A 25,864-nucleotide genomic window follows, 5' to 3' on the forward strand; every position below is an offset into this window, starting at 1 on the left:
CCTTTTACTCGTTATTGATCATATAGACATGCGCTTCTGAATTTCTTCTTGATTTAATTCCATAGTGAAGCCTTCTGTCACAATACTCCCCTTTTCCATCACGTAATAATAATCAGAAACCTCAACGACAAACTCCAAATACTGTTCAACTATCAGAATTGTTAAGTTTGCTTCTGAATTTAATTTTTTTATTACCCGACCGATTTCCTGAATTACGGAGGGTTGTATTCCTTCTGTAGGTTCATCCAAGATCAGCAATTTGGGCTTTGACACCAGAGCCCGGGCGATAGCCAGTTGTTGCTGCTGTCCACCGCTCAGATCACCACCTTTTCTTTTCAGCATAGCCTTCAAAACCGGAAATAGTTCATAGATCTCTTCATCGATATTTCCATTCCCTCCAGATGCCTCAAGGCCAAGTAAAAGGTTTTCATGGACGCTTAACTGTGGGAAAATATCTCTACCTTGCGGAACATAACTGATCCCTTGTCGAGCCCTATAATAGGTAGGCTTCTTCATGATTTCCCCGCCATTGAACTTGATACTCCCCTTAGGGGTCTTAACCAAACCCATAACACTTTTTAAAAAAGTTGTCTTGCCTACCCCGTTACGGCCGAGAAGGCAAACAATTTGCCCGTTTGGCACATGCAGATTTATATCATTGAGTACGATACTTTCCCCATAAAAAGCCTCAAGGTTTCTAACATCAAGCATCGCGTTCCCCACCCCGCCCAAGATAGACATCAATTACCTTTTGATTATTCTGAACGTCATAAACACTGCCCTCATCCAATATTGCCCCTTCGTGAAGAACCGTAACCTTACTTGCATAATCCCTTACAAATTCCATATCGTGTTCGACGACAACAATGGTACAATTTTGAGCTATTTTTTTCAGAAGTTCCCCAGTCTTGTCGGTCTCAGCCCGACCCATTCCGGCAACTGGTTCATCCAGCAGCATAAGTTTAGGCTCCTGAGCGAGCAGCATTCCGATTTCTAACCACTGCTTCTCACCATGAGATAAGGCTGTCGGGGTGTTATATCTTTTTTCATATAAACCAATCGTGACTAAGATATCCTTAATTCTCTCGATCTGTTCTTTCCTAAGCCTCTGAAACAAGGAAGAATACAGGGAACGATCCTTCACAACTGCAAGTTCCATGTTTTCATACACAGTCATATTGGTAAATACGGAGGGTACCTGAAACTTCCTTCCGATTCCGACATTGACAATCTCATGCTCCGCATAACGAGTAACTTCTCTATCCAAAAACTTAACCTGGCCTGATTGCGGCTTAACCCGCCCGCAAATAGCATCCAGTAAGGTTGTTTTTCCGGCACCGTTCGGTCCGATAAAAAAACGAATCTCTCCTTTTTTTATCCCGGTATTCACATTATTAACCGCCTTAAATCCATCAAAGCTTACTGTTAGATTATCAATCTGTAAAATCGATTCCATATCTCCACCGCCTCTTGATTTTATCAATATCCATTGTCCTAGTTTAATTCACTGGGCGTTTTAGTGATTAGTGTGTAGGGCTTGTTTACTAACCTTCCTTGTTATTTTCTTGGCCAGTCCCACAATACCGTTAGGCATGAACAAGACTATGAAAATAAAGGCCAAGCCTATAAAGTAAGACCAGACATCCGGGAAACTTTCACTGATCCCACTTTTCAAGGCATTTACCAGTATTGCCCCAATAACAGCGCCGATCAATGTTCCGCGTCCACCGATAGCTACCCAAATAATCATTTCAATAGATGGCACTATTCCCATTTCGGCTGGGGAGATAATACCGACCTGAGGTACAAAGATTGCACCAGCCAGCCCTGCTATTCCTGCAGATAAACAGTAAACAAATATTTTATATGTTGTAGGATTATACCCTGAGAATCGGACTCTGTTTTCCCCATCCCTGATGGCTACAAGGATCCTGCCTAATCTTCGTTTAAGCAATACACTACAAAATACATAGACCAAAACAAGAAGTCCTATCGAGATGTAATATAAAACAAGCTTTGTTGAACCATTCGATAAAGCGGAGCCCAGAATACTTTTATAATTTGTCAGGCCGTTCGTTCCACCGGTATATGCCTGTTGACCAATAAAAAGAGTGACAAATATAATAGCTAAGGCTTGAGACAAGATGGAAAAATATACACCCCGGATGCGGTTCTTAAAGGTTAAAAACCCTATAAAAAACGCCAATATACTCGGCACTAAGATTGCCATAACAAGAGCAAGAATACTGTTGGAAAAAGGTTTCCAAAACCAAGGAAGTCCTTCAAGCCCGCTCCAAGACATAAAATCCGGTAGTTTTCCGTGGGCAGCTTCTAACTTCAGATACATGGCCATGCAATATGCCCCAAGTCCAAAGAACACCCCGTGTCCAAGGCTTAAAATCCCCGTGAATCCCCAGATCAAATCTAAACCAATTGCCAAAATAGCGTAGGCAATAAATTTTCCAAGTAAATTTATTCTGAAATCGGACAAAAACAAGGGAGCTAAGACTAAACCCAATATGATAACCGAGAATACTAATTTCTCTTTTGAATTCACCAAACTTCGAGCATCGAACTTCAAACATCGAATCATCGTTTTGTCCCTCCTTCCCGTAATACTTTACTACTCGTCTAATGAACGGCTGCTGATGTTAAATAGACCTTTGGGCCTCCATTGTAAAAATGTAATAATTAAGAGAAAGACTAAGACCTTTGCAAGCGAGGTATTGGTATAAAACTCAAGGGTAGTGTTGGCTGTTCCGATAAATAGTCCACCAGCTACAGTTCCTATCAGCTTTCCTACGCCGCCCAGAACTACAACCATAAACGTATCGACAATATAATTAGTTCCTAAGGTGGACCCGATTGAACCCAGCAAGGTCAAAGCACACCCGGCAATTCCGGCCAGCCCTGAGCCGATGGCAAATGTATATGCATCGACTCTTCTAGTATTAATACCCATACTCTCTGCCATTTCTCTATTCTGCATGACCGCTCGAATTCGCCGACCGGTTTTACTCTTATATAGAAGTACGAACATACCCAGGATACACGCAATGACTAAGGCGATAATAAAAAGACGCTTATAGGGCAGCTGCAGTCCTTGGTGTAAAACGAGCCCGCCTTCCAACCAGCCCGGACTTTTGACATCGACATTAGGCGCCCCAAAAATACTTCTGGCTAGTTGCTGCAACACTAAACTGACTCCCCAGGTTGCCAGGATACTGTCCAATGGTCTATTGTAAAGATGGCGGATCACTGTCCCTTCCAGCACAAATCCTATAAATGCAGCCACGACAAACGAAGCAGGGATAGCAAGGACAAAATATAATCCAAAAAGACTCTTATCCAGATGTATAAATAGATTTTGGACGAGATACGTAACATAGGCACCAATCATGATAAACTCACCATGAGCCATATTAATCACTTTCATCAAACCAAAGGTTATGGCCAATCCCAAGGCGGCTAGCATAAGAATCGAGCTGACGCTGATTCCATTAAATATTTGCAGGATATACGTTCCCATTTTTCCACCCCTTTTCCTGAGTGTATTAGTAGCAACGGTGCAGGCTTTATCTCACCTGCACCGTTAAACCATAATCCACTATGTCAGTAACTAATTACTAAGACCCTTAGCCCAATCATAGGATTTCAGGAACGGATCCGGTTTGACTGGCTTATCTGTGCTCCAGATCTCTTTAATCAATCCATCTTCAGTTACCTCACCAATTCTTACAGGTTTCCAAATGTGTTGATTTTCGCCCTCAATTTTAATTAGACCTTCAGGAGCTTTAAATTCAATTCCTTTAGCAGCTTCCTTAACCTTAGCTACATCTGTCGAACCTGCTTTTTTTACAGCCGCTACCCATAAGTACACTGCGTCATAAGCAGCTTCGATAGGATCATCGGTTACACGGTCTGCACCATATTTTGCTTTGTAGTTCTTAACGAATTCTTTATTCTCAGGCGTATCTGTCGTTTGGTAGTAGTTCCAGGATACCAGCTGACCCTTCATGTTTGCTGCACCAATACCCCGAACTTCTTCTTCAGCAACACTTACGGAAAGGGTTGTCAGATCTTTGGAAGTAATACCTGCATCTTTAAGTTGCTTGAAGAAGGCGACGTTGCTGTCCCCATTCAAGGTATTGAACACGACATCAGGCTTAGAGGCGATGATTTTATTAACTATGGTGCTATAATCGGTATGTCCAAGCGGTGTGTATTCTTCAGCCATAACCTCGCCACCCAGAGCGGCTACTTGAGCTTTAATAATCTTGTTGGCTGTTCTTGGGAACACATAATCAGACCCTAACAGGAAGAACTTCTTGCCTTTATTCTTAAACAACCAATCTATAGCTGGCACAATCTGCTGATTAGGAGCGGCACCGGTGTAAAAAATATTGGGTGATGCTTCCATCCCTTCATATTGAACTGGATACCAAAGTAAGCCATTATTTTCTTCAAACACCGGCAGTACGGCTTTACGGCTTGCTGAGGTCCAACAGCCAAACACGGTTGCCACCTTATCTTGTTGGAGCAGTTTCTTAGCTTTTTCCGCAAAGTTAGGCCAGTTGGAGGCACCATCTTCGATAACCGGCTGAATTTTTTTACCTAAGACCCCTCCAGCGGCATTGATTTCGTCGATCGCCATCATTTCCGAATCCTTAACAGATACTTCACTGATGGCCATTGTTCCACTTAGCGAATGCAAGATTCCAACTTTAATGGTATCTCCTGAACTACTAGCCGTTTCTGCTGGTTTGGTTGTTTGAGTAGCTCCACAGCCGGTCAACAGTAACCCTGCCATAAGGGTTGCCGAGATCATCCCAGTTGCCCGTTTTCTTATCTTCAGTGAAAAATAATTCTTCATAACTTACCCCTCTCCGTCCTTAATCTTTTCCAACATGACTGGCCAGGACCGATGTTGAAATATTTCGTTAGCGCTAACATTCTAACCAAAAAAAAGCGCTGTAAAGAATGTTCGGTATCCTCATTGATACTGTTCATTCCTCACAGCGCCGTTGCTGGTTACAAAATTGAGTTACTCTATTTGTAACCATTATGCCATTTATGCCCCAAAATATTAACCATAAAAAGAAGCTATTTTCCCCTAAAAAACCGGTGTAAACTCCTCCAAATGCTGAACGAGTTTACTCTCATACTCCTAATTTTCTGTACTGCAAGGGCGTATAGCCCGTATAATTCTTAAATAGACGACAGAAATAATCCGGACTACTATAGCCAAGTTTTTCACTTACCTCGTAGTTCTTATACTCACCGGTTCCAAGGAGCTGCTTGGCATATTCCATTTTGATTTTTGTCAAATAATCGTTAAAGTTTATCCCCGTTTTTTGTTTAAAAAATTTCCCGAGATAGTCTTTACTTATATGTACCTCATTAGCAACCAATTCAAGGTTGATGTCCTTGTCAATATGATCAGTAACATATTGACACGTCTTTCTGACAATACTTTCACTTCGATGAAGCTCATAATTCTTAATAACTGTGATCAGACCCCTAACACGGCTGAGATACTCTGACTTCATTCCCTGCATGGAATCAGTGTTCTGAAGAACATTGCTAAACTCTGTATCTTCAACCTTTTGGAGCCAGGAGAACTCCTTATACAATGCCCCGCTTAGGTTTAAAAGCATGATTTCCAACAACTTTGCGGTTTTAAACAGATCTTGATCCAGCAACCTAGCCAATTCAGAAAAGGCAGCTTCTGCTTCAGTCATGGCCGCTAAATTGCCTGCTAAGATGAGACCTGCTATTGTTTCTTCTCGTTTTTTCGGATAAAAATGCGTCAGACTGTCTTCAATCAGCTTTCGTTCTTCTTCTCCTCTTACTCTCTGATGATTTTTTTCATCTAAATATTTTTTGGCTCTTTCCAAGGCTTCACTCAAAACATCATCTTCTAAAGGTTTAGTAATAAAATCAAAGGCTCCTAAGCGTATCCCTTGTTTCGCATACTCAAAATCGCTATGTGTACTTAGTAAAATTGAACAAACATCCCATTTTCTGCAGCAAAGTTCACTTAAAAACTCTATCCCATCCATACCCGGCATCTTAATATCCGTTATAACAAGGTCAATGTGACCAGTTGTAAGCTTTCTCAATGCTTCTTTACCATCACTTGCTTCTTCTTCCACACTAAATCCATAGTTAGACCATTTATTATATCTCTTTAACATATACCTTACTACTTTGTCATCATCAACAATTAGCACTTTAAACATACCTAACCCCCCTAGGCTTACTGGTTCCTTTCATTGCGGTAATAAGTCTTATAATGTCTTCAGCAGCCTCTCCAAGATTGTATTTGGTAATTTTCTCATTCAGTTGGCTGAAGTCAAGAGCACTCAACTCTTGCTTGAGAAAACATTTACATGCCTCATAAACCAAGGATGCCTCTGAGTCTCCCTCTTCCAAGAGCTTGACTAATTTAATTAACTGATTTTGAATATCCTGATTTTCTACACTCATTACTTCAGGTTCTACTGGTAAGGCAGCTACGAACTGAGCCACACGGTTACAACTTTCTATGAGGACTATTTCAAACTGACGCTTCTCCTTACAGATCTCCTCTTCATACAGGTTATCTACAGCATTTTCTAAACGGAAAGATGCTTCGTTAAGCCTGATTGCTCCAATATTTGCCGAAATCCCCTTGAGGACATGCAATAGATTCTTTGCTTCCGCAAAATTACTACTAGCTAAAAACTGATTTATAGTAATATGGTCTTCTCCGTGGTTTTCGATGAATCTTTCGAGGATATATCTGTATTTATCTTGTCGACCACCCAAACGCTCAATGCCGCTTTCGAAATCGAGCCATATTCGCTGACCCGTGACTGAACCATTATTTTCTCGCAGAGGTACATCAAGCGCTTCAAGACCTAGACATATTTGCAAAACCTCAGCCAATTTCAAAGGATCTAACGGTTTGGTTAAATATCCGCTCATTCCTGCCAATTTAGCTTTTTCAGCTACGCCTTCAACAGCATCCGCTGATAAGGCGATAATGGGCGGAGCCTTCAGCCCTTTGAGCTCTAAAATACGACGAGTTGTTTCATACCCATCCATTTCAGGCATGCGAATATCCATCACAATAGCATCATAGCGCATTTTGTTAACCATCTGAACAGCTGTATAACCGCTCTGAGATGTATCAGTAGCAAACCCTAAACTTTCCAGAATATCTTTGGTCATTTGCAAATTGATTTGATTATCTTCAACTATAAGGATTTTTTTAGTAGCAAAAATGTCTTGGTTGAGTTTATTTTCTTTCAACGATAGCGGTGCACGATCGACAATTTCCAAGTTCGCAGTAAAACTAAAGGTTGACCCTGTCCCTATGCTACTTCTGACACTAATTTCCCCGGCCATAAGACCGACAATTTTTTTGCAAATAGCAAGTCCCAAGCCGGTTCCCCCGTATTTTCGTGAAGTTGAGGCATCACCTTGGGTAAATACCTCAAACAGATGTTTCATTTGTTCCTCAGAAATGCCGATTCCGGTATCTGAAACGTTAAAGCGTAGTTGAGCCTGAGTGTCATCATTTTTTAAAACTTCAACAATAACTTCAAGTTCACCCTGATCCGTGAACTTAATTCCATTCGACAAGAGATTCAAAAGGACTTGTTTTAATCTCGTCGCATCCCCTTTTACATAACGTGGAACGCCCGGTTGAATTACATAGCGCACCTCCAAGCCATGGTGGTGGGCTTCAATTTGAACCATACTACAGAGTTCCTTGATTGCTTCATAAAGATTAAATTCAACAGTCTCTAAAGTCATGCGACCAGCTTCGATTTTAGAAAAATCAAGGATCTCATTGATGATCCCCAAGAGACTTTTAGCCGCCAAACCAACATTTTGCATATATTGCTTTTGTTTAGGTGCAAATTGCGTGCTCTCCAACAAATAGTGATAACCAATGATCGTATTTAAGGGGGTTCTTATCTCATGACTCATATTGGCCAGAAATTCACTTTTGGCCTTATTGGCCTTCTCTGCTTCTTCTTTAGCAACTTTCATCTTATCTTCGGCACGTTTTCTTTTAACCAATTCCTCCTGAAACGACTGATATAAGTCATTAAATGTTTTGGCAAGTAACCTAAGTTCCAGAGACCCCTCCGGCACTAAGCTAAAGTTGTCCTTGCTAAAAGAAAACACTTTCAACAGTTCTGTATAATTCTTGATCGGATACGTTACTTGGGTAAATAAAATGCGTAGTAATCCCGCAACTGCACCGATGATAATGGCCGCTAAGACTGCTTGCAAGATAGCAGCCCTACTGGTAGCATTCCGGGCAATTTCCAGTTCTGCTTCCAAGCGAGCATTCATGATTTGTTGAAATTTTGCTATGGGATCCATAATACTGCGCTTATCAAAATCATACTTATCATCAAACATGATATCCCGCGCTTTGGTAAGTTCATCCTCAGTGCTTAACTTTAGATCTTCTGTACTCAATCGAAAGGAAGCCACTTCAGGCGGCATTTTCTCCTCTTTCGCCCCTAAAGCATCAAGTACCAACCTCATCGAACGTCTTTCCGTCTCCACAAGCGCATCTGAGTTCTTTTTAGCCTCAGCCAATAGAGCCATCTCTTCATTTGGGGAATTTAGTTCACCCAATCGGGATATTACATTGTCCCGCGTTTTGGTAATATTGATTTCCTTCCAGTATTTATTCATATGAGTCTCATCTCTTGTTACCGCAAACTTACGTGCTTCATCAGTCAAATAATCCGAAGCATTTGCTAGATCGATGCCAAGTTGTTTAAATTCAGTCCTTCTCTTTTCAGCAGTCTGTTCATCTTTAAGACTTGAACTCATGTATAAAATACTACTGCCCAGCAGAATAGAAATAAAAAAGAAGATTCCCAACATCAAGGCACTTATCGTAGATTGTTTAATTACGATCTTCGGTGGCAGTTTAAATCACCTCCAGAATAAAGAAACCTGGCCGCCGCCCACGTAGACACTGTCTTCGCACGTATTAGCCTTCATGTTAGCTTAGTACAGGCTGCTGCCTAGTTGCACTGATGTGCTAGCCAAGGATGGCCGCCAAGTGTCCCTGTAGCCAACGATGGCGAGAAGGGACCTTCCAGAAAGTATACAAACGTCAGTTTGTACTTTCTGACAAGTAAGAAAAAGACAGCGGGGTCAGTTTGACACATCAAACTGGCTCCGCTGCCTTGTCGATCAAGATTATTACTATTTATTATAGGATAAATTCTAGGCCTTTACAACGGGTACTCTACATTTATACAAAACACAAACTTGGTTTGTTAATATCGTATCGTATGCCTACTGCCACTAAAACTCGTAGTACTTGGGAGACTAAATTATGCTAATCCCCGGGTTTAGCTCCAATAATACTTTAATTTAATCTAGCACTCCATAAAAGTTAGTTTCCTTTGATACTTGTTTTGAAACAGGTACTCCTATACAATTTATACGTTGTGTGCGTACGCTAAAGAATGATTTATGGAGTTGGTCTCTTTGGATTACACCCAGTCAATAAACCAGCCTGAAATACTACTGGTGGATGATACGCCAGAACATATTGAAACTGCAGTTACAGTTTTACGTGAAAACAATTTTCGCGTCCGGATTGCCACCAAAGGAAGTACTGCTTTTAAATTAATCGAGCAACATCAACCTGACATCATCCTTCTAGATGTCTATATGCCGGAGCAGGATGGTTTTGAAATTTGTCGAATAATAAAAACTGAAAGTGATTATAGTAGCATCCCTATAATATTTTTAACCTCCAGTAATGATGCAGAAAGTATTAAAAAAGGATTTGATCTAGGGGCCCAAGATTATGTGGTTAAGCCCTTTAATACCTCGGAGCTGCTTGCTCGCGTGCACACCCATATTAAACTTAAAAAACAGACAGAGTCCTTAATAAAAGCCAATCACGAACTTGACAGCTTTTGTTATACTGTTGCCCACGACCTAAAAGCGCCGTTGCTATCTCTCAGTAAGCTCACAGAATATCTGGCTTTGGATTATTCGGACAAACTAGACTTTGAAGGTCGTGAATTAGTAGATAACATTCAGAATAAGTCAACAGAAATTATCCAACTTGTTAACCATTTACTTGAGCTTTCACGCATGAGCGAAATGCCAATGAACATAGAACACATTAATTTAGAGCAACTGTTTGGAGAAGTGTTTAATGAATTAATCAGGCTTGAACCAGAAAGAAATATAGAATTTATTATAAAACCACTTCCTCTTATTCAAGGTGACCCAGTCATGATTAAGCTTCTCGTTATAAATATCCTCACTAACGCTTTAAAATACACCCGTAATCAGAAGAAAGCGCATATCGAAGTTACATTCATTGACAATGAAACCAGATTCATTATCTCAGTAGAAGATAATGGGGCAGGCTTTGATATGCGTTACGCCTCTAGGTTATTTAGTGTCTTTCAAAGACTTCATTCTCAAAATGAATTCGAAGGTTCCGGTGTAGGGTTAGCGATAGTTCAAAAAATCTTAAAGAGACATCATGGTTTAGCCTGGATAACTGGAAAAGTTGATGAAGGGGCGACGTTCTACTTTAGTATTCCCAAGGACTAAGTTTTACAGAAGTTTTTTTTACCGCATCATTCTCCGTTAGAATCCACCCTTTACATACTTGTAACAATTAGCCCCACTATTTAATCCCCCTGGGAGTAATAAGCCAGGGTTCATTCCCTTTATAACGGTCTCTTACTACCGCCAACTCCTTGCGGCGGGAAATGAATTCCTGAACCTTGCCACGCAGCCATCCCTGGAAGTGATGCTTTAACTGCTCTTTGTTAAACATGCTGCTTGAATCGCCGTATACCCACTGAATACCTTTTTCCCCTGCAACTAGGTTGGCAATCTGACCGCAGATAGGACAAACTGCAGTTCCGGGCTGAGGAAACTTCCAAATTTCAGACCAACAGGTAGGACACTCGCCTTCCCCGGCCCGACGGGCTTGCCCGAACAGAGCCTGTCCCATCTCTCTTGCTCTGAACAAGGCTCCTTCTCCTAATATCCCTTCACCCGGTAAAGCTCCCATAAACATATGGCTGTCTTTTAGGCCAAAACCCATAAATCTGGCCATCGCATTAAGAGCAGACAAAGTATAACCCTCCCAACCCTCGATTCCAGCAGTGGCAATAACGACACAGGGCTTTCCCCACAAATCGTCGATCAATTGAGCCAGAGCAATAATACGATCACCCAGCACTTTGGTCACAGCTGCAGGCCCTAGAGCATAACAAGGAGCGGCAAGTATAATTCCGTCTGCAGCTTTAATCTTTTCTACCAAAAAATATAAGTCATCGTCCACTGGGCATTGCTTACCTGGTGTCAGGCAAGCATAACACCCACGGCACATGTCCAACTTCAAATCTGCCAGCCTTAATAATTCCAGTTGACAATCGTTTCCTGCCGCAGCCGCCACCTCTTTGGTCAGAATCTCTCCATTGGCTAGTTTACGTTGGGAAGCTATCAAACCTAATATCTTCTTCATTCTCTGCCCCTCCTCACATCCATAAATCCACTTGGCGGTAATGCGACAATGTAATGATCTTGGCTTGTCAGCACCTTGTTTTTGCAACATTCGGCATCTTACCTCACTAAAAAACCAGCTCTCCTGGTTTATAGCCGGCAGGCAATTCCTCTTCATTTAAAAATTTGAAATTGTCATCACGCAGTATAGGTAAAAATACTTCGTAGGGTATCCTGGAAAACTCACAGGTATAATTACTGGATCCGACCCACCTACCTTCATTGCCACTAAAATTCAAACCTCTGGCAAATTTCGTATAGTTTGAGCAATCATGAACTGCTAAATCCCAGCTTTCTTCAACGGCTATTTTCATGAATTTCAGAGTTAATTCCCTACTCCAAATCGGAGATATATAGCCATGTCTGAAAATATACATGTTTTCCCCGTAATAATTGTCTATGTTATTGGCATTTAAGTGCAATTCTGCACAATTGATAAAATCGAGTTTTGTCTCTAAGATCGCTTGCTTCTTCTTGAAAAAAGTTTCGAAGAACTCAGGAGTCATTGGCGTTTCAATCCCTACATTTTTAATGTATTTTTTCCCTATAGCAATAATTTTAATCACTTTGTCCGAACAATTCGAGGCACCCAAGTTGAAACGCAACTCGTCAAGACCGGCTTCACCTAAAGCTTTCAACGTCTCTTCCGTAGCTAATGTGCCATTTGTATAGAGATGTTGATGAATCCCTGCATCACTGAATTTCTTTATAACCGGATAGTATTTTTCAATTTCCATGAATGGCTCTAAATAAACGTAGGAAATGCCCGTGGGCTTCTGTTGGATGGAAAGCAGTAAATCAATGTCCTTTTCATAAAATTTTGTGTCTCCGATTTCCCACATACCTTCGCCAACTGGAACAATATCATCCAGTTCTCCATAATGATAGCAGAACTTACACTCTAAGTTACATTTGTTCGTTTTCCTGATTGCACTCAAACCGGTTCCCAACAGACAAGAACGACATCCTTTGGGGAATTTGCTTTCATTTCCCACAAAAAAAGTTCTATTCTCCAAAGTTTTCAAGCCTCGAATTTCCGACATTAACATATCATTTCTATGATCGATCGCAGCCTCAATTTGTGCAAAGGTAGCGTAAATGATTTCTTGTTGTTTTGTCATAACTTCCTCATCCTCTGGCAATATTGAAAAGAATTCAAACCAAAATAACGCATCTTTCTTTGAAATTTTCATACATGTCCTCCTATAATTAATTCTACTAAAGATTCGATTCCTATCTTCCTGCTATGCTTTTTCACATAGTCTTCTTCAAAAGACATACGCACTTCTAACCACCGGATCGGATACTCAACGTGCAGCCTTTACCGGAACAAATACTCCGGATTCTACCCGCCTTTCCACTTCACCCTGAAATCGAGGATAATCCGGCTCCCCGAGGATCTGCTGGATTTCCAGATCGGTAACCGTTTTGCTGACATAATTCAGAAGTTTTTCGATTTGTTCATATCTATCCCTTCTTAACGCATCCTGTTTGACGTATTATCTGATTCTATATTTAGATTTAGTAATTCTCACTTCTTCGAGATTATCCGGCAAAATCCTGCACATACGAGTCTTCCTAGATTATATATGTATAATTATCTTTGCCAAAATAAATAAAATAAAGCCCTACAGTATAATGGGCTCAAAGTCTTCTTCATTCGTTTCATTGTGAACGGTGGCTTGCTCTTTTACATACAAGAATCAACAGACTTTTATATGGCAAACTAAATATGATAACATAATAACTAAAATAAGACTTAGAAGCCGAAGGGAAATTTAAGATGACCAATCAAAATTCAGCCGACATCATCGCTAAATTCGATCAAGTTTATCCAGTATATTCCGATTTCACAAATGTCACAGAAAACTTATTAAAAGGAATACTTCAGCTTAAGGGCATCAACGTCCACTCAATCACTTCCCGGGTAAAAAGCCGAGAAAGCTTAAAGAGAAAAGCAAATCGGGAAGATGATAAATACACAAAACTAGAAGACATCACCGATTTAGCCGGGATTCGGATTATCACCTATTTTGCTGACCAAGTGGATCTTATCGCGGGTTTCGTAGAGGAGGAATTTGAAGTAGATCAGTCAAACTCCGTGGACAAGCGAGAATTGATTGACCCTGAGAAATTTGGCTATCTATCCCTTCACTATGTCGTCAAACTTCCCCCCTTTAGACTTCAGCTTATTGAGTACCAACGCTTTAAAGATTGTAAGGTGGAAATTCAAATTCGCTCCATCCTTCAACATACATGGGCTGAAATCGAACATGACTTGGGTTATAAAAATGAACACGCCGTTCCCCGAGAAATCCGGAGAAGCTTCTCGCGACTAGCTGGATTACTGGAATTGGCGGACGAAGAGTTTATCAAAATTCGTTCCAACCTCGCTAATTACGAAGCCGAAGTTGAAGCTCAAATCGAGAAGACCCCCACTACGGTACTTATCAATCAGGCATCGCTAAAATCTTATGTTCAAAAATCTCAACATATCCGTATCCTCGACCAGAAGATTAGTCACATCGTCAACGCTGACCTGGAATTAAAGGATCGTTTTTTTGGCTATCTAACGACAGTCTTTAGTTACCTGGGAGTGAAGACCATTGGGGAACTCGATGAAATCGTTAAAGACATTGGAGATGATGTTTTAAATTTCCCTCGCAATGGACTCAAAAACAAACAGGGCGAGAAGGTCAATTGGGGGACTTCTTTATTCTACCTGGCCTATGCCATCGTTGGCCGAAGAGGTTCTTCTAAGCAAGTATCTGATTATCTTGAGCACTTCAAAATCGAGACGACTGAAAGTAGGCAAGAGCTCATCCAACAAATCCTTGCAGCCTATTCTTCAAAATCTTAAAGAAAGTTTACAGCCGAAAATTGGCTGTGCTTCTAACACAGTATGGACTTTGTATAGATTAGCATAATGGGTATATGATTTTGTGAAGTTCACTGAAAAATGATCTGGTACTTGTGATAGCGACAGATATCGGTCGTCTTAATAGGATTCATGAGCTATTGACAATTTATATTTTGTGGAGAGCGAAAATGAGTTATAAAATATTACTATTTGATTTAGATGATACATTATTAGATTTCAGTGCTAACGAAATTGATTCGTTAAACAAATTGTTTCACCAAAATGGATATACTTTTTCTGATGAACTTTTTCGAGTATATAATTCCGTAAACAAACAACTGTGGACTGATTATGAAAATGGAAACGTTGCATTAGATGAGGTATTAAACTCAAGGTTTTCAGAAACCATGTTGAAATTGGGCAAAATTGTGGATGGTATGGAATGGGAAAGTCAATATCGAGAATTTTTGGGTAATGGATATCAATTGATTGACGGAGCTTTGGAAGTGTGTCAGAGCTTATCTGTAACGCATAGACTGTTTGTTATCACAAATGGTATAACGAAAACTCAGATAAAGCGATTAAAGCAGGCAGGATTATATGAATTTTTCGAAGACATATTTGATTCTCAAAGCATTGGATTTCAAAAGCCATCAAAAGCATTCTTTGATTATGTGATGAGTCATATTAAGGATTTTAATGCAAGGGAAGCGCTTATTATCGGGGATTCCTTAAATACCGATATTAAAGGCGGTCTAACGTCAGGAATTGATACCTGCTGGATCAATAGAAAATTGCAAAAATGCTCTGCAGAAATTCAAAGTACTTATACAATCACAAGTTTAGCGCAATTATTTTCCATTTGCGCCCCCATAACATGAGCCTTATTTTCTTTCGAGAACAGCGATGCTTTGACAATAAGCTCTCCGATTTCTGCTTCAAGCCTTTCTAGATTGGCATTTTCTTGGGCTATCATGTGCTCAAGCTTAGCAACAATACTCTCGAGTTCATCAAGATTTTACTTACCGCTCCACCTCTGGAATTGCTGGCATCAAAGGCTAATTAAAGGAATTTAGAAGAGTGTCAATACGATTATACAATTCTGTGTCTACCTTTGCATTCAACCCGCCTTTGCCACTTTGCATATAAGCGTCGCCATTCATTATGAAAAGATAATAATCATGCGCCGTATTTGAATTTTTGCTGCTATAGATTACTCGCAGCATATAGCACGCATCGAAGGAATCAATATCCTGTGGAGGATATAGGGTAGACTTTATCAAGTGATTGAATACTGTCTCTTCCGCAAGCTGCCTATATGTACCCTCCAACGGGAAAAGCGGACTTAACATCTTGCCATTTTTACCTAGTTTCATTAAACCATATGTGGTAGTAATCCCTGTAACACGTTCAGTAAAACCATCGGGAAGCAAAGCATCGCCTTTAAAATCTTTAAAACTACTTGCAAGCCATGAACTATCTGCACTGAAATATCCGTTATCAATGACAAGATAAGCGTTTCTTAGATTTTGATAGGTATGGACATTGCCTTCTTTTGTGGTGATGTACAGTGTTATGGTGCTTCCAAGTTCAGCAGGTGCGTCAGCCTTTTGTCCCCTACTTGCGTTTATAATATTTATGATTGCGCCAAATTCCTCGGGTGAAAATTTTTTGTAATGATTCTCCCTATCTGATGGCGATATAACCATTTCAATAGACTGCACATCGTTTACAGAAAGATTCTTAGCCCAACTAAGGCTATCATCAATATCTTTCAAGTAATGATTTGTAACAATCACAGAGAATAATAGTACGATGAAACTGAGAAGTAATATCCATTTTTTCATGATTCTGCTCCCTTAAATTATTTAATAAGACTTTGGACGAGCACAAATGCTCTTTTTCTCATGAACTCGCCTCCTCCATTTATCCCTTCATCCAAATAAACGAAAGTAGGCGGCTTTTTGTTACACCTTTATTGGCAGGTTTCTTCGCCCGAACACGCTCACTTTTTATCCGAACTCTCAGAAATATCCTGGTTATCATTAGAATGAACCAATAACTGTTTTACCATCTGCAGCATACAGCGGAATTTCTCTTTTTTCAAATTTACCCATTTTTTGCATTGCAATCGCTTCCTCAGGTGTTTTGGGCTGTGGCCCCATGAGGTCCTCATATTTTACGTAACCCGAGGTACCATCCTTTCCGGCACTAATTAGATCCGGCTGTGGGTTGCCAATAATACTGGAAGCAAAAGCTGAACCATACGTCTGGCCATTCTCGTTGGTCTGGTAAAGAGGAGTGAGGGCAGGGTTTTGACTAAACTCCGTCTTCCATTCCTCGTTTTTCAACCAATTATATAACGGCCCTGATTCTAAATAGCTTACGTAGTTGGTTCTTGCCTCGATAATGACGACTACATCCTGTATGTAATGTATATTATGGGTTATGGAACCAGCATCGACTTCCTGTCCGTCGATTTTGACGTACCAAGCAGGATAAATCAGGGCTTCAAACTGCTCTGAACCAGTAATATGCAGTGCGGATGGTCCAATATTGTAATGAACGACATTATCAACATAATCCGTATTCGGAACTGTTGCAGTATATTGTTTCGCTGTCTTTAACCAAGACGACACTTGAGATAAGACTTCATTTTGACTATCGGGGCTCCAGTAACTACCTGCCGGCGAATCATCACTGATGCTAATCGATTGTATTGAGGCTGGCAAACTGTTTGATGCTTGAAGATTGGTTTGTTCTGCGGCTGTTTGCTTGGCCGATGCGGGCAGCGGTAAACGAATGTTCTCTGTTGCAGGAAGTATTTTAGCATTAGCGAACGTCACAAAGCCGGTTAAAATTACAATTGCAACAATGACTACCGTAAAAGCTAAAGAGCTTTGACGCAAATTGCTGATGCTGGTAAGTCTACGCTTAATCAGCGATTTTGAACCGGAAAGGCCCGCAAGGTTTGCCTTTCTGGGGGGCCTGACATAGCTTTCCAGCAATTTTATGAGGGTATCCGCATATTCCTTAGAGTTATTTGCTCCGAAGTATTTTACAGTCATTGCATCACAAGCAATTTCCTGGTCTTCTCGTAATTTGGTAAAGGCGTACCAAATAATGGGGTTAAACCAGTGTAGAATTAATAGCACCTGCACCAGCCAGTTTACAATAATATCCCTGTGCTTAAAGTGCAACAACTCATGAACAAAAACATACTTAAGCTGTTCCGAGCTAAAATGGTTTAGAAGGGATACCGGCAATAATAATCTCGGTTTAAACAACCCAAACAAAGAGGGAGTCCCTACTGCCTGCGTTAAAGTTAAGGGAATATCTCTCTTTATGCTTAGTCTTTCTTTTACGCCTTCTAATCCAGCCAGTAAATACCAATTATTAATGGTATGACCTTTAATAGAGCGAGAAAACCTTTTATTCACAACAATTGTGGAAACAATGAAGGCAGAAATACCTGAAATCCATAAAAGGAACAAACCTTGATGGGTTAAGGGAGAGGCAGCTATGGACCGCAGGCTTATTTTGTTTTGTGGTTTGGATTTACCGACAGCATAATCAAGATTATTGTCATCAGTAGCCTTGGTTTTAGAGGGGATAGTACTATTTTGGCCAAAGTTTTGATCAAGATTAGGACTCATCGTTACTGCAGTTGAGTTTTGTGTTGAAAGTCCGACTAAATTGTATATGCTAAACGAACTTGGTGGTGTCCAAGGTAATAGTAAACCCACAATGACAATGGACCAGAGCAGGTAATTCACAGTTGTTCCCAGCTTGTTTCTAAATAGGTATTTTACGAGCAAAAAAAAGATGATGAAGACACTAACTTTGGCAGAGGTCCAAACAACCCAATCGAATACAGGAAGTAAGCTAAAAATATGGGACATCTTTACCACTTCCTTTCTTCAAGGATACGTTTAAGCTCTTCGATTTCTTCCTGGGAAAGTTTCTCCTCCTGCAGGAAGGTAACCAACATTGGCTTTATTGCTCCCCCAAAAACCCGTTTGACAAATGATTTAGTCTCCGACCTGATGCACTTATTTTCGGTTATCAGTGGATAATACCAATATATTCTACGTTCTTCTCTAAACCCCAAAGCACCTTTTTTCACCAATCTTGTGATGAGTGTTTTTACAGTATTCGGTTTCCAGTCCGAAAAGCTCCCTAGAGCATCAACGATTTCATTTGCGGTACATGGAACGGCCTTGGACCAAAATATTCTCATTACTTCCCACTCAGCCTCTGAAATCTTAGGTATCTCCGACATGATTTCACCTCATCTCAATTACGCTTGTAGTTATTATTACACATGTAAGTCTGTTTTTCAATCTTTTTTCCTAATGAAACCATCCCCATAGAACAAAAAAACTAGGCCGTGTAAGCCTATGACTCACTGGTGAAACTTCAACTAGAAAGCAGGCAATTGACACCTTTAATCTATGGACAATCCCCTTTGGCGGAAAAGCGAAGTGCGGACAAAAAATCGCCCCACACTTCCAGAGTGTAGGGGATAGCTTTTCTTTTTTGCTCTGCTGAATTGCCTCCCTTAACCTTAATTCTGCTTCCTAACCGTAGCCAATTCATCACTTGATTTCTCCCATTCTTCCACTGCTTTAATCAACACTGGGTTAGTGAATGATCCTGCAATCTGAATTCGTAATGTGGAATCTAAAACGAATTTAACATCCTTTCAACTTTCTGTAAATCGATAAATCGACTTTCTCTAAGAACTTCTCTACCATCATACATTATGAGAATGGTCGGTACTGTAAAAATCAATAATTGCCCTGCGATTTCTACATGCTCATTGATATCTATTTTTACAACCTTGATTGAATGATCATTGACTAGATTCATTAGTTTCGGTAAAACAGCATGGCAAACATTACAGTCTCGAGAACTGAAATAAAGAATAACCTGTTCTTCCTCCGCTAGAAGCTGTTTGAGATGATCATACGTTTGAATAAGACTATCCGTCTTAATGTTAATTGGTTCCTCCATCTTAAATCCATAGCCTTTCTTATTTCGATACTTCCACTTAATTTTTGCGATCTGTGGTTTTATTCCAACCTTGTGTTTATAAACGTGAAATAATTTGCTTGAATCTCGGGGTTAATGATGAAACGGGGCGTCCCATCGCGATACACCCCCGTTAATTGTTGATTAGAGGAGATATTTATATACATAACATGCAGATCCTACACATTTTACAAAGCTTTTACTTTATTTTAACATGTTCTTCTAATTAACTTCTTATCTTTATGTTATCTTTATTGTAACCTCTAGCAGGTTAACTAATAAACAGGCCAAAAAACCAGTAAAAAAGTTGAGGGAGGGAAGTATGACAGAACAAGAAAAGTGTATCATTGAAATCATTCTAATTGACGTTGGGTTGGAGGCTTTACACATCGAGGCCAATGACCAAGAAACGAAAACTAAACCAGTTAAATCATCTCGCTAGAAGCGAATACTCAGATAATTGGGTATTCGCTTTCTTCAATTTTCAGCAGATTGAGCCCATTTCCTCGACAAGCTGCCCAACACCTAAATCAACACCGCTGATGAAAACAAAAAATGCAGGGCTCGCTGAATTTCTTAACGCTGCGTCAAACCCGATTGTGTTACTGCGGACAACATGCTCGACACCGCCCTCCAGAGTGAAAAGAGTATAGGAATATGTACAATAACCCTGCCACATGCCTGGGAGATATCGCAAAAGATAATACTCTCCGCCCTGTTCGCAGAGGAAACCGGCAAAGTCGCCGTATTGATAGCCAGTCTCAATATCCCCCAGAAAACGATAGAAGAAATTGAACTCAACGATGTGCGCCTAATGATTCATTAATTTTACAAACCGGAACCCCACTTTTGGGTCATCATGGTAGCAGTATACTTTTCTATTTTCCAGTCTGGTATTTTACATTTTCCACAAGCACTGAAACTCAGCTTATTCCGCAGCCATCTGGAGGCCCGGCTGTTGCGGGAATTCCAAACCAGAAATGACTCACCGCAAAAAGTGGTTATTTCAGCCGTATTGCTGGTAATCTTTATTGATTTAATACCATGCAGCACGCCGGAACGGGCCGGCCATAATTTAATTTTTTCTAATAACTTAAAAAATCCAACATTTTTTCTATAATATTTCTGTTTACGACTATTTTCAGCATCTTGAAGGGTCTTCGTGATATCCACGTTCTTTTTCGAACTCATGATTAAACCTTCTTTCGTTGGTTAAGCTAAGGCCTCAAACAACATAGTAGCGACACCAATCTCCAACATATCATGAACCAATCTCCCTGCAAGCAGCGGCAGGCATTCCTGACTCAAGCCCAAGGGTATGCCCGGCGCAGCAATCATTGTATCTTCCCGGATAAATTCTTTACCAATTATTTCAGCTGACGGTGTTGCATCAAACAGCAGCTTGTATTCAGACAAAGCCTGATAAAAATCTTGCACTATTTGCACACCGGGTACCACATCTTTCAGCTTCTCAGCTTGCGGCCGGTTAATATCATAAACAAAAACCTTTGCTCCCTGGGCTGACATAAAAGCTGCCGCTCCCATTCCCACAGGACCAGCACCAAGCAACAACACTTTCTTATCCCGCAGCCCGCCGGACATTAAATCCAATGCTGCCGCATACCCTTTTCCCGTGGCCTTTCCGTTGTCAACCACTTTACCCTTAGCCAGATTAATCGCCACAAAATGGTCGTCATCGGCCAGAAAAATAACCTTTCCGCCCTTTTCAATAGCTTCCGCCAGGCCCCCTACGTCATGCCCGCCGGTAACAAAGGCAGGAAAACCTAAGAACTCTATAATCTTTTGCACCGATCCGGAAAAGCCGTTAATAATACCTTGGCCACTGGAAACAGGGATAACAGCCACCGGCCCGAACTGAACCAAATCATTAATTTCTGCTTGCCTATGCCCATTAGCATGGGCTGCGATCTCCCACAAAGCTTTACCAACATTATTAAGCAATTGTTTATTATATTCTTTTAAATTCTCAGCCATGTCCAAAATGTCTTCCGCCCTTAATCTAGTCAACCAATCACTCCCCCTTCAGGTAAAGAAAACTTGGCTGGCGCCCGCGAAGACACTGTCTTCGCACGGATTAGCACAGCGGAGAAGCCTCCGGGGCAGGCGGTCCCTTCTCGCCCATCCATGGCTACCGGTACAATCGCCCATCCATGGCCAGCGGCTGCCTAGTTCCCTTATGCTTAGAAAGTAACGCAAGTTTATGCTTTCTGATAGTACAAATATTTCACCGCGCCATCTCACTGAATTTCCAACCTACGGGTGTCCATGTAATCATTAATACCATATCGTTTCATGATTTTTTGGAGCACCCTGCATCTCCTGGCCCAGGCTTCGTTACGATCCTGGCCCGTAATCATCAGGGTAGCCACCCACTCTGCTTTATCTTTACTAAAATTGGAAATGGCTTCTTCGGCACCAAAAAAGTCTTCATAAATATGCAAGTGGCCTGCCCCGGACATGATATGTTCACCGCTTACCTCAAGCCGCTTCCCTGCAACTTTAATATGCTCATAGACAGCTCCTCTGTTTTGGCCCGCCTCAATCGCCTCATTTTTTCCCGCGCAGTCTGACCATAAAACTTCCAGCAGGTTTATCCCCGTGGATTTGTATACCACCGTAGGTGTCTGACTGGGCAGGCGGGCGTCTATTTCCAGCACCTTCAATTGATGATCATGCAAAATGACCTCAACATCCATGATCCCGTGCAGATTAATTGCCCGAGCAATTTTAAGCGCACAGTCTTCAAATTCTTGAACTTTTTCCGGAGACAGCTCGGCAGGCGCCAGCACCCTTTTACAATCATAGACATCATCCATCTCCAATTCCGTGATTTGAAATGTACGATAAGCTCCCTGACAACCAACAACCTCGATGGAATAAGAAGGTCCCGCCAAATATTCCTGGATAACCCATTCCTCTGAATTGCCCAGCCTCCTCATAAGTTCCTTAAAGTCCCGGGGGTTGTCAATCTTATAAACATGGGCACTGCCGCTTGCGCCGGAAGGTTTTACGGTAAGGGGAAACCCACAGGGCCAGGGCTTTGGTACAGGTAGTTCAAGGTCGGCAAAGAGCCTGTCGGACTTGATTTTTGAGGATGAAAGCTGATAAGCTGCAGGATCATAAAAAGTCTTGACACCGGCCGCCAGAGCACATTGCTTGATGCTTTCCAGAGCTGCTTTGTTTTCCAGGGCCGGAATCACAAACTGTACTTCATTAAACAATTGCCTTAGTTTATCTTTTTCCAGCATATCGAATTGTAAAAATTGATCACACATTCCCACAGCCGGAGCAGTCTGGTCCCGGTCAACCAGGATAACCTGCCAGCCGGCTTTATGCGCCAGATATACCGCTTCCACTCCTTGCAGCTTGCCGCCCAACACAGCTACTTGCATAAAATTTCCTTTCCTATAGCCCTATTTTTTATTCGGCCCTGCTTTTCCTGCAGCCATCTTTGGTATTCTGCCAGGGTAGCCGGAGCTAAGCCGCACTCCCGCAAAACCGGCATAACTCCCTTAACCGTCCTGTGCCCCTCCGCAATGTCCAGGGTGCTTTGGGAAACTCCCACCAGCCCCCGGTCCGGCGGAATCAAGGATGTAACAACGTTCGCACCGGCATTAAGTCGTTGCTGCAGGCCAAAGATTCCTCGGACATCCAGAGACGCAGGGATCAGTCTGTCTGGAAATAAAATACGCATAACGGCAATGATATTCAGCTCCAGCCTATCGTCCGATGAACCATTGCCCGACAAAGGCGTACCCTGTTGGGGTACAAAGCTCATCGTTCTGACCTGTTCCGCTCCCAGGTTTTTCATTTCCAGCAAGGAATTCACAATATCCTCCAGCGAATCTCCGACCCCAACCAGCAGCCCTTCTTCAACCAGCATGCCGATTGATCGGGCATAAATCTTGCTTGCCCATCTCTCACTATAACTTTGATTTAGTCTAAGTTTTTTATACAGCAGGCGGTTGTGAGTTTCTTGATAGCAGGCATACCAGTCTGCCCCGGCCTGCTGCAACTCTTTCAAAATAGCCCCCGGCACAACCCCGGGAGAGATCATGACCGGCAAGCCGGTATTCTTTTTAACCAGCCGCACAACTTCAAGCAAATTTTCATATCCCTCGGAACCGTTGGCCAGATACTGCGGGTCTTCCCCCATCGTCAAATCGATAAGATACACTCCTGCCTCGGCTAAGGCACAGGCGATATCAACAATTTCCCTTGTTGTCTTGCGATACCTTTGACAAAGGTCGTTCGATTTCCGGTAATAGCAAAAAGTACAATCATTCCGGCAATAGGTTGAAAAATATACGAATCCGTAAAGAAATACCTTATCTGCAAAATACCTTTGGCGCAATTCTCTGGCTGTTAAGAAAACCCTCTCCCGGCTCACCGGATCAGCTAATTGAAGCAGAAATTTAATTTCTTCCCGGGAAAGCCAAATTTCCTGGAGGGCTTTGTCCAGTATCGTGTCAAGTTTTTGAGCAACCACCATCAAACACCTCTTTCCGCAAGTAAGATTTTTCTTAATCAGTATCAACATTCATGAATTGCAATTCACAGGGATGGATTAGAATCCCAGCGCAAGACTTTATAGCTTTGGAGAACCTAACAAGTTATACTTTCGACAGCATTGCGAATCCCTTAAATGTTTAGCCTTACCCCATCTAAATAAGTCAGGCTTTTCCCCCTGCTGCTGACATTATGAGCGCCGTCCCTAACCATCAGCAGACGTTCCAACCCAAAGCCAATACCTACCCAGGGGCCAACCACGCCCCATTGACCGTCCAAAAAGTGAGGTCCCAGCGCACCCGAGCCCAGTTCAATCTCTCCCTGCATAACATCGATAGTGTCACCATAGACCACCGAATCCGTCTGTTCCAGATGGTATTCGGTAATACCGGACGCTTCCAACACAGCATGGGCTAGCTCGGCAATCCTTTCCTGACGCTGTTCTTCCGGCAGACCCCATTCAACCAGGTTGAGCATGGTAAACTCGTTTAAATGGTTATTCCCCTGGGAATCCTTGCGAAAACAAGAGCCGATTTCAAAAATACGTACGGGTTTTTCCCATAGTCTAAGTAAATCCTTCAAAATGTAATACAAGTTTGGCGCCAACATCGGACGCAGACATTTATTCTCTTCTATCCAGAATACCTGGGAGAAAAGCGCGTGCGTATCGGTGATGGTCATTTTTTCAAGCGACTTTTTGGCCAGAATAACAGGTGTCGCTACCTGAACAAAACCCATACCGGTTAAAGCCTCCACCAGACGTGCTTCCAGAAGACATATAGCCGGTCTCTTTGTTTCATTTCTCAGTTTATTGAGCTGCTGCTTGCCTTCATTAATAAGCTGCTGTTCCACTTTTTTAAAAGCGGCTTCCCTGTCAACCAGGGCGGAAAAGCTCATGCTCCGCTGTGATTCAGCAGCATTTAGCTCACCTAACCTCTTTTCTTGTGCCGTCGTCCAAAAAAATGCCACCTGACTCTGCCTCCCATCTTAAATTAAGGTATCAATTCTACCTGCCAGACCACCGGTTGCTGCATTTTCAGGGGGGTGCTTTTCATACAGCTGTGTCCGATATAGTTTATCCTCTCATCTTTAGACAATTGACAGATCGCTTCGCCATAAGTCAAACCACCTGGCACAGCAACCGGTTTAATCCGGCAAAAACCTGTTTTAGCAAAGGCGGTGGAAGTTTTGCCACAGAGGTGGACAATAACACCGCTTAAATTTCCGGCGACCCTTTGTAAAATATTGTAGGACACCTGACCGCTTATTTCCCTGAATAGTTTAGGGCCCACCAGTTCCAGAGCCCCAGTGGGATCGGCGTAGGATATTATGCCTGCACCTTGATTGATACCTGCCAAAATATACTGCACAACGCTATTTTCTATCACTTGCAAGGCTTGGCCGATCAGCTCTCTATGTTTGTTTATTCCTTTATACAATATTGTGGGATCGATTAGCTGCCCTAAGATTGTAAAGGGGCCCTCCACATTTAAGGCCACGACGTTCCCCTTGTTGGCCAATATTTCCACGCAGTTTAAGACTTCCTTGATCGTGCCCCTGCGCAGATCCATTTCGGCGATTTCAGCCAGTTCCTCTATCTTGTTGAATTTGTAACTTGCAATTCTCGGCCCTGTTTGTTTAGCTGGCATAATCACTTTAGCCCCCAAGGCTTCCGCTTCTACCGTCAGACAAAAGGGAACCCGGCAAAGACAATCACCCTTATATTCTTTTAAATTTTCAGCAATGACAGCCATAACCCTTTTATCGCTATAAGCCTGGTCGAAACTTACACCTGGGGAATTCATGATGGAATCCGGTATTTCTTCCGGGCTTTCTCCCGGGCATTGAAAATATATTGCATTTTGACCTTCTGCA

At 41.8% G+C, this 25,864-nt stretch carries 25 protein-coding genes; 3 read left to right on the plus strand and 22 right to left on the minus strand.

Features of this window, described 5'->3' with window-relative positions; genetic code table 11:
- Nucleotides 1-18 precede the first annotated feature (18 nt).
- The 7 genes from urtE to DSBG_RS15530 form a co-directional block, all read right to left on the minus strand.
- Nucleotides 19-711: an urea ABC transporter ATP-binding subunit UrtE gene (gene urtE / locus DSBG_RS15500; protein ID WP_068965192.1), complete on the minus strand. Its 693-nt coding sequence runs from the start codon at nucleotides 709-711 to the stop codon at nucleotides 19-21.
- A complete protein-coding gene (urtD, locus tag DSBG_RS15505) occupies nucleotides 704-1,456 on the minus strand; it encodes an urea ABC transporter ATP-binding protein UrtD (protein WP_068965193.1) in 753 nt (250 codons plus the stop codon). The genes urtE and urtD overlap by 8 nt, the downstream gene beginning before the upstream one ends.
- Before the next feature lie 60 nt (nucleotides 1,457-1,516).
- Nucleotides 1,517-2,593, minus strand: a complete 1,077-nt coding sequence (gene urtC, locus DSBG_RS15510; protein ID WP_068965194.1) for an urea ABC transporter permease subunit UrtC — start codon at nucleotides 2,591-2,593, stop codon at nucleotides 1,517-1,519.
- A gap of 30 nt (nucleotides 2,594-2,623) precedes the next feature.
- The gene (gene urtB / locus DSBG_RS15515) at nucleotides 2,624-3,529 is read right to left on the minus strand and encodes an urea ABC transporter permease subunit UrtB (RefSeq protein WP_068965195.1); all 906 of its coding nucleotides are present in this window, start codon (nucleotides 3,527-3,529) and stop codon (nucleotides 2,624-2,626) included.
- Nucleotides 3,530-3,619: 90 nt separating this feature from the next.
- Entirely contained in the window at nucleotides 3,620-4,873 is a 1,254-nt protein-coding gene (urtA, locus tag DSBG_RS15520) for an urea ABC transporter substrate-binding protein (RefSeq protein ID WP_068965196.1), read from the minus strand.
- Nucleotides 4,874-5,159: 286 nt separating this feature from the next.
- Nucleotides 5,160-6,242 (minus strand): response regulator transcription factor, encoded by a 1,083-nt coding sequence (locus DSBG_RS15525; RefSeq protein ID WP_068965197.1) that lies wholly within the window; start codon nucleotides 6,240-6,242, stop codon nucleotides 5,160-5,162.
- Nucleotides 6,235-8,844: a hybrid sensor histidine kinase/response regulator gene (locus tag DSBG_RS15530; RefSeq protein WP_141694341.1), complete on the minus strand. Its 2,610-nt coding sequence runs from the start codon at nucleotides 8,842-8,844 to the stop codon at nucleotides 6,235-6,237. The genes DSBG_RS15525 and DSBG_RS15530 overlap by 8 nt, the downstream gene beginning before the upstream one ends.
- Before the next feature lie 669 nt (nucleotides 8,845-9,513).
- On the opposite strand from DSBG_RS15530, the gene DSBG_RS15535 reads away from it, so the two are divergent.
- Nucleotides 9,514-10,602: a response regulator gene (locus DSBG_RS15535; RefSeq protein WP_242877682.1), complete on the plus strand. Its 1,089-nt coding sequence runs from the start codon at nucleotides 9,514-9,516 to the stop codon at nucleotides 10,600-10,602.
- Nucleotides 10,603-10,678: 76 nt separating this feature from the next.
- Here the strand turns inward: DSBG_RS15535 and DSBG_RS15540 are convergent, their stop codons facing one another.
- Both DSBG_RS15540 and DSBG_RS15545 read right to left on the minus strand, forming a co-directional pair.
- Nucleotides 10,679-11,527 carry a flavodoxin family protein gene (locus tag DSBG_RS15540; RefSeq protein ID WP_068965199.1) on the minus strand — a complete coding sequence of 283 codons (849 nt, stop codon included), beginning with the start codon at nucleotides 11,525-11,527 and terminating at the stop codon, nucleotides 10,679-10,681.
- 106 nt (nucleotides 11,528-11,633) lie between these two features.
- Nucleotides 11,634-12,758, minus strand: a complete 1,125-nt coding sequence (locus DSBG_RS15545; RefSeq protein WP_068965200.1) for a radical SAM protein — start codon at nucleotides 12,756-12,758, stop codon at nucleotides 11,634-11,636.
- 590 nt (nucleotides 12,759-13,348) lie between these two features.
- On the opposite strand from DSBG_RS15545, the gene DSBG_RS15550 reads away from it, so the two are divergent.
- The gene (locus DSBG_RS15550; RefSeq protein ID WP_068965201.1) at nucleotides 13,349-14,425 is read left to right on the plus strand and encodes a GTP pyrophosphokinase; all 1,077 of its coding nucleotides are present in this window, start codon (nucleotides 13,349-13,351) and stop codon (nucleotides 14,423-14,425) included.
- A 188-nt stretch (nucleotides 14,426-14,613) separates the two neighbouring features.
- Complete coding sequence (locus tag DSBG_RS15555; RefSeq protein ID WP_068965202.1) at nucleotides 14,614-15,306, plus strand: YjjG family noncanonical pyrimidine nucleotidase; 693 nt, start codon at nucleotides 14,614-14,616, stop codon at nucleotides 15,304-15,306.
- A gap of 177 nt (nucleotides 15,307-15,483) precedes the next feature.
- On the opposite strand, the gene DSBG_RS15560 is transcribed toward DSBG_RS15555, so the two are convergent.
- The 13 genes from DSBG_RS15560 to DSBG_RS15610 all read right to left on the minus strand — a co-directional run.
- Nucleotides 15,484-16,272, minus strand: coding sequence for a hypothetical protein (locus tag DSBG_RS15560; protein ID WP_068965203.1), 789 nt, complete (start codon nucleotides 16,270-16,272; stop codon nucleotides 15,484-15,486).
- A 198-nt stretch (nucleotides 16,273-16,470) separates the two neighbouring features.
- Nucleotides 16,471-18,327: a M56 family metallopeptidase gene (locus DSBG_RS15565; RefSeq protein WP_068965204.1), complete on the minus strand. Its 1,857-nt coding sequence runs from the start codon at nucleotides 18,325-18,327 to the stop codon at nucleotides 16,471-16,473.
- A 2-nt stretch (nucleotides 18,328-18,329) separates the two neighbouring features.
- Nucleotides 18,330-18,707 carry a BlaI/MecI/CopY family transcriptional regulator gene (locus tag DSBG_RS15570; RefSeq protein ID WP_083236914.1) on the minus strand — a complete coding sequence of 126 codons (378 nt, stop codon included), beginning with the start codon at nucleotides 18,705-18,707 and terminating at the stop codon, nucleotides 18,330-18,332.
- 170 nt (nucleotides 18,708-18,877) lie between these two features.
- Entirely contained in the window at nucleotides 18,878-19,024 is a 147-nt protein-coding gene (locus DSBG_RS23210) for a hypothetical protein (protein WP_176716296.1), read from the minus strand.
- 84 nt (nucleotides 19,025-19,108) lie between these two features.
- Nucleotides 19,109-19,441, minus strand: coding sequence for a thioredoxin family protein (locus DSBG_RS15575; protein ID WP_083236915.1), 333 nt, complete (start codon nucleotides 19,439-19,441; stop codon nucleotides 19,109-19,111).
- 502 nt (nucleotides 19,442-19,943) lie between these two features.
- Complete coding sequence (locus DSBG_RS21965) at nucleotides 19,944-20,138, minus strand: hypothetical protein (RefSeq protein ID WP_141694342.1); 195 nt, start codon at nucleotides 20,136-20,138, stop codon at nucleotides 19,944-19,946.
- A 149-nt stretch (nucleotides 20,139-20,287) separates the two neighbouring features.
- Nucleotides 20,288-20,650, minus strand: a complete 363-nt coding sequence (gene pylSn / locus DSBG_RS15585) for a pyrrolysine--tRNA(Pyl) ligase small subunit (RefSeq protein WP_068965207.1) — start codon at nucleotides 20,648-20,650, stop codon at nucleotides 20,288-20,290.
- 21 nt (nucleotides 20,651-20,671) lie between these two features.
- Nucleotides 20,672-21,487: a 3-methylornithyl-N6-L-lysine dehydrogenase PylD gene (pylD, locus tag DSBG_RS15590; RefSeq protein ID WP_068965208.1), complete on the minus strand. Its 816-nt coding sequence runs from the start codon at nucleotides 21,485-21,487 to the stop codon at nucleotides 20,672-20,674.
- Entirely contained in the window at nucleotides 21,484-21,606 is a 123-nt protein-coding gene (locus DSBG_RS24085; RefSeq protein ID WP_282434226.1) for a hypothetical protein, read from the minus strand. Before DSBG_RS24085 ends, pylD begins: the two co-directional genes overlap by 4 nt.
- A 111-nt stretch (nucleotides 21,607-21,717) precedes the next feature.
- Nucleotides 21,718-22,872: a 3-methylornithine--L-lysine ligase PylC gene (gene pylC, locus DSBG_RS15595; RefSeq protein ID WP_068965209.1), complete on the minus strand. Its 1,155-nt coding sequence runs from the start codon at nucleotides 22,870-22,872 to the stop codon at nucleotides 21,718-21,720.
- Nucleotides 22,863-23,972, minus strand: a complete 1,110-nt coding sequence (gene pylB, locus DSBG_RS15600) for a methylornithine synthase PylB (RefSeq protein WP_068965210.1) — start codon at nucleotides 23,970-23,972, stop codon at nucleotides 22,863-22,865. The genes pylC and pylB overlap by 10 nt, the downstream gene beginning before the upstream one ends.
- A 149-nt stretch (nucleotides 23,973-24,121) precedes the next feature.
- Nucleotides 24,122-24,958 (minus strand): pyrrolysine--tRNA(Pyl) ligase large subunit, encoded by an 837-nt coding sequence (pylSc, locus tag DSBG_RS15605; protein WP_068965211.1) that lies wholly within the window; start codon nucleotides 24,956-24,958, stop codon nucleotides 24,122-24,124.
- A gap of 23 nt (nucleotides 24,959-24,981) precedes the next feature.
- Nucleotides 24,982-25,864, minus strand: an 883-nt coding sequence (locus DSBG_RS15610) for a uroporphyrinogen decarboxylase family protein (protein ID WP_083236917.1), incomplete at its 5' end; no start/stop codon positions are given.

Origin of the sequence: Desulfosporosinus cupriresistens (genome assembly GCF_001707885.1) — a bacterium.
Classification (GTDB): Bacteria; Bacillota; Desulfitobacteriia; order Desulfitobacteriales; family Desulfitobacteriaceae; genus Desulfosporosinus.